Source organism: Microcoleus sp. Pol12B5, from assembly GCF_036701335.1.
Taxonomy (GTDB): domain Bacteria; phylum Cyanobacteriota; class Cyanobacteriia; order Cyanobacteriales; family Microcoleaceae; genus Microcoleus.
Genome location: NZ_JAUBQQ010000140.1, coordinates 1 through 3,238, shown reverse-complemented (window position 1 = coordinate 3,238; position 3,238 = coordinate 1). Strand labels below are relative to the sequence as shown.

Annotated in this window: 6 protein-coding genes; 5 read left to right on the top strand and 1 reads right to left on the bottom strand. The window is 42.4% G+C overall.

The annotated features are described in order from the left end of the window. Nucleotides 1–78 precede the first annotated feature (78 nt). Nucleotides 79–333, top strand: a complete 255-nt coding sequence (locus tag QUA24_RS26915) for a type II toxin-antitoxin system prevent-host-death family antitoxin (protein WP_333233455.1) — start codon at nucleotides 79–81, stop codon at nucleotides 331–333. Next, complete coding sequence (locus QUA24_RS26910) at nucleotides 326–592, top strand: Txe/YoeB family addiction module toxin (protein WP_333233453.1); 267 nt, start codon at nucleotides 326–328, stop codon at nucleotides 590–592. Before QUA24_RS26915 ends, QUA24_RS26910 begins: the two co-directional genes overlap by 8 nt. A 553-nt stretch (nucleotides 593–1,145) precedes the next feature. Here QUA24_RS26910 and QUA24_RS26905 read toward each other — a convergent pair. After that, nucleotides 1,146–1,865 (bottom strand): hypothetical protein, encoded by a 720-nt coding sequence (locus QUA24_RS26905; RefSeq protein ID WP_333233451.1) that lies wholly within the window; start codon nucleotides 1,863–1,865, stop codon nucleotides 1,146–1,148. A gap of 568 nt (nucleotides 1,866–2,433) precedes the next feature. Between QUA24_RS26905 and QUA24_RS26900 the strand changes: the two genes are divergently transcribed. The 3 genes from QUA24_RS26900 (at nucleotide 2,434) to QUA24_RS26890 (ending at nucleotide 3,161) form a co-directional block, all read left to right on the top strand. Then, complete coding sequence (locus QUA24_RS26900) at nucleotides 2,434–2,643, top strand: hypothetical protein (protein WP_333215828.1); 210 nt, start codon at nucleotides 2,434–2,436, stop codon at nucleotides 2,641–2,643. A gap of 96 nt (nucleotides 2,644–2,739) precedes the next feature. After that, complete coding sequence (locus tag QUA24_RS26895; protein ID WP_333215830.1) at nucleotides 2,740–2,907, top strand: hypothetical protein; 168 nt, start codon at nucleotides 2,740–2,742, stop codon at nucleotides 2,905–2,907. Between the two features lie 29 nt (nucleotides 2,908–2,936). Beyond that, nucleotides 2,937–3,161, top strand: coding sequence for a response regulator transcription factor (locus QUA24_RS26890; protein ID WP_083888111.1), 225 nt, complete (start codon nucleotides 2,937–2,939; stop codon nucleotides 3,159–3,161). The last annotated feature ends 77 nt before the right edge of the window (nucleotides 3,162–3,238 follow it).

Below are 3,238 nucleotides of genomic sequence, written 5' to 3'. Positions count from 1 at the left end.
CAAGTTACATCATCAAATATTTTTAACTGGTTTACACACTGCTGTTATTGTACCTCATCTTTCTGAGAAAGGCTATACATGAATATTGTTTCTTTTAGCGAAGCGAGAAATAACCTCAAGGCTGTTTTAGACAGAGTAGTGGAAGATACGGACTATACCATCATCACTAGACGGGATGCGGAGGATGCGGTGGTGATGTCGCTAGAGTTCTTTAATAGTTTGCTGGAAACAGTTCATTTACTCAAATCTCCCCCCAATGCTGCCCATTTGGAGCGTTCTATTGCTCAGTTTAAGCAGGGGAAAGTGGTAGAGCGAAATTTGTTGGATGACTAGAAAGTTAGCATGGACGGATGAGGCTTGGGGCGATTATTTATATTGGCAAGGGCAAGATAAGAAAACCTTAAAACGAATTAACAAGCTAATTGAGGCAACAATCCGATTGCCGTTTGAGGGGATCGGAAAGCCCGAACAACTGAGGGAGAATCTGGCTGGTTTTTGGTCGCGGCGAATTGATGATACGAATCGATTAGTTTATGCTGTGGATGACGAGTATCTAACGATTATCTCTTGTCGATACCACTATTCTGATTGACATCCTCCTTAACATAATTAGCTATGGTGCGGCGTTTTTGTTTAACAGGAAAATCGGCGATTCTTTGAGCAGTTTAATTTTAATTTTATGACGATAGCGAGTTTCTATTTAACGGGCGAGCGTAACTTTTGTCACGCTATGTAACTTTTGCAGGATAAACAGGGATGAGAGGGTACTCCTGTGCAGGGCAATTGTTATGCAGTGATGGATTGTTTAGTAGTGAAGCCACAAAATAACGCGGATTTTTTATTTAAATTGCATATTCGAGGCGGGCGGGACGCCCACCCCACTCATTGTTTTATTGTTTTTTGACATACAATTTAAATCCACAACAGCTTATCCCAACAGAATTGTTTTCAAAATACTCCTTCTATACTAAATTCATGTCTTTTGGTCAGCCGCGTGGCTCTGACAGGGGAACAGGGAGCCTCTCATATTTGTAAAAATACTTCTTCTGGCTCCTGCCTTCTGGCTTCTGCCTTCTACCTCTGACCTCAAAACTCCAATTTTGGGCTTGGCTGCTTTCATTGAGATGCTCCCTACTTACGATCACTTATTCAGGCATAGAAACTGGCTGAATGTATTGAGAATTAGCGCGCACATAACAGCCTTGTCTTGTGAGTAACCAGGGTTGACCGTTCGCCATCGAAATAGCATTTGCTCCCCTGAGTTCAGCAGCAACTGTATCTTTATCCGCGCGGTAAACTTGTTGAATTGCTCCGTTTGCGGTCTTGCGACAGTTGAGTTGTCCATCTCGCGAGGTGACACGCCAAGCAGGCCAAGTTACAAAACCATTTGTTGGACTCGACCAAGTATTAGCATTGCTAGAAGTATAGTCGCCACTTGCATTAGGACGCGGTAAAGCTTCGACTAAATTTACTTTAAATGTCTGGCCAATAGAAGGACAATTTTCTCCTGCTTTCACCTTCCAAGTAACTTCGGCTCCCAATTGGCTGCTTCTTCCAACTTGACGCCTGACAATAGCAATATCTCCAGAACAAACAATTTTTCGGCCAGGGCCGGTCGCACTGTCTTTAAAAGTCCCATTGTAATAGTAAGAGCCTGCTGCTCCTTCGGAACGGGTAATTTGAATATTGCCCAAAAATTCCCGATTGCCTACTTTGGTCAAGTAAAAACCGCTGCGATTGTTTCCTTTTTCTGACAAGTTTAAAGTAGTTTTACCGTTAGGATTAACATAAGTGGTAGCGCTAGCAGCAGCGCACCAAATTAATGACACAACTCCTGTGGATAACAAAATGGAAAGTTTTTTCACAGCAACACCTTGTATGATATGAATCTCTACTTTATTTATAGCTGTTGGTGAAAATACTTGACCAGTCGCTCAAATGAGTGACACTCATTTGAGCGACAGCGCACTCGTCTGACCCTGCGTGCGGACTCTCCCCGGCATCAAATCTGCATAACTTCACCTTGCTTCAGCTCTCTTCCACTCTCTTCACTTGTATGCACTTGCATCACGATGCCTACAAGCTTCAACTTCTGACTCATTGCAGGTTCCAATAATTAGCAGCAGAATAAATTTATATACGTAAGTAAGGGAGTTCCAATCACCGCTAAATACTGTGGATTTTACGGGTACTCCCCGGTGGGTCAAGTTGCGATTACAAACACTAGGGCGATTTTTACAGGTAGCAGATTTCCAATCTAAGAATGCTTGTAAAGAAATGTAAAAGCTCCTGATCGCCGATTGGTTTGACAGAAAGTACGATTTTTAAGCGGAGTCGGTAAAAAAAGTAGTCTGGATTCAGCGCAAAAATGAACTTGACCAACACAAATTAATTTGCTCGAAACTTAAATCCTTGTTGAATGGATAATAAATCATGGCTGACGGTCAATTAGGAGTTATATTAAAGATGGCTCAAACAATTAATCCTCAAATTGAGAGCGATCGACACTTTGAAATAGACTTGGCAAAATTGCGCCAACTGCCAGCAGGAACATTAGGGTGCGAAGTGGCGCGATTTCTAGACGAACAAGGCTTTGAGCCGATCGCATCGGGAGACTGGCTTCAGCGAAACCACGACGTTTAACGGGTTCTGACTGGTCTTTCAGCTTCAACAGAAGATGAATTTATACTTCAAGCGTTTACTCGTGATCAAGTATTTCTTCCTTCTTGTGCGATTTTAGTGTTAGTTGGACTGATCAGCGGAAAATGCGCGATCGGGCAAATTATCAAAGGCTTAAAACACGGAAAATTAGCCACTCGGTTAATTAATTGGGACGTTGCATCTGATTGGGAAACTCCTTTATATGAAGTTCGAGAAAAACTCGGAATTCTACCCTTAATTGATTAGATTTTCACTCATTACCTCATTACAAAAGTATGCAAAGCACAAGTTACAAACCGGAAATTAGCCTGAGTCCGCGGGAAAGAGCGATCGCGCAATTAGTAGCCCAAGGCCTGCCCAACAAATGTATTGCCAAAAATTTAAATATCAGTCACTGGACGGTTGCTACTTACGTGAGGAGGATTTTTATCAAACTCGGTGTTTGTTCCAGAACTGCGATGATTGCACTGCTGATCCAAGAAAATTTGCTCTGGGACTAATAAATAAGGAATGAGAATTAAATAACTTCCACTCTTGAAAGTGGGATGGGCGTCCCGCCCGTCCAAAAAGGACGGGC

Coding starts and splice junctions, on each gene's coding strand:
- QUA24_RS26910 (WP_333233453.1), top strand. CDS start 326: ATGACTAGAAAGTTAGCATGGACGGATGAGGCTTGGGGCGATTATTTA.
- QUA24_RS26890 (WP_083888111.1), top strand. CDS start 2,937: ATGCAAAGCACAAGTTACAAACCGGAAATTAGCCTGAGTCCGCGGGAA.
- QUA24_RS26915 (WP_333233455.1), top strand. CDS start 79: ATGAATATTGTTTCTTTTAGCGAAGCGAGAAATAACCTCAAGGCTGTT.
- QUA24_RS26900 (WP_333215828.1), top strand. CDS start 2,434: ATGGCTGACGGTCAATTAGGAGTTATATTAAAGATGGCTCAAACAATT.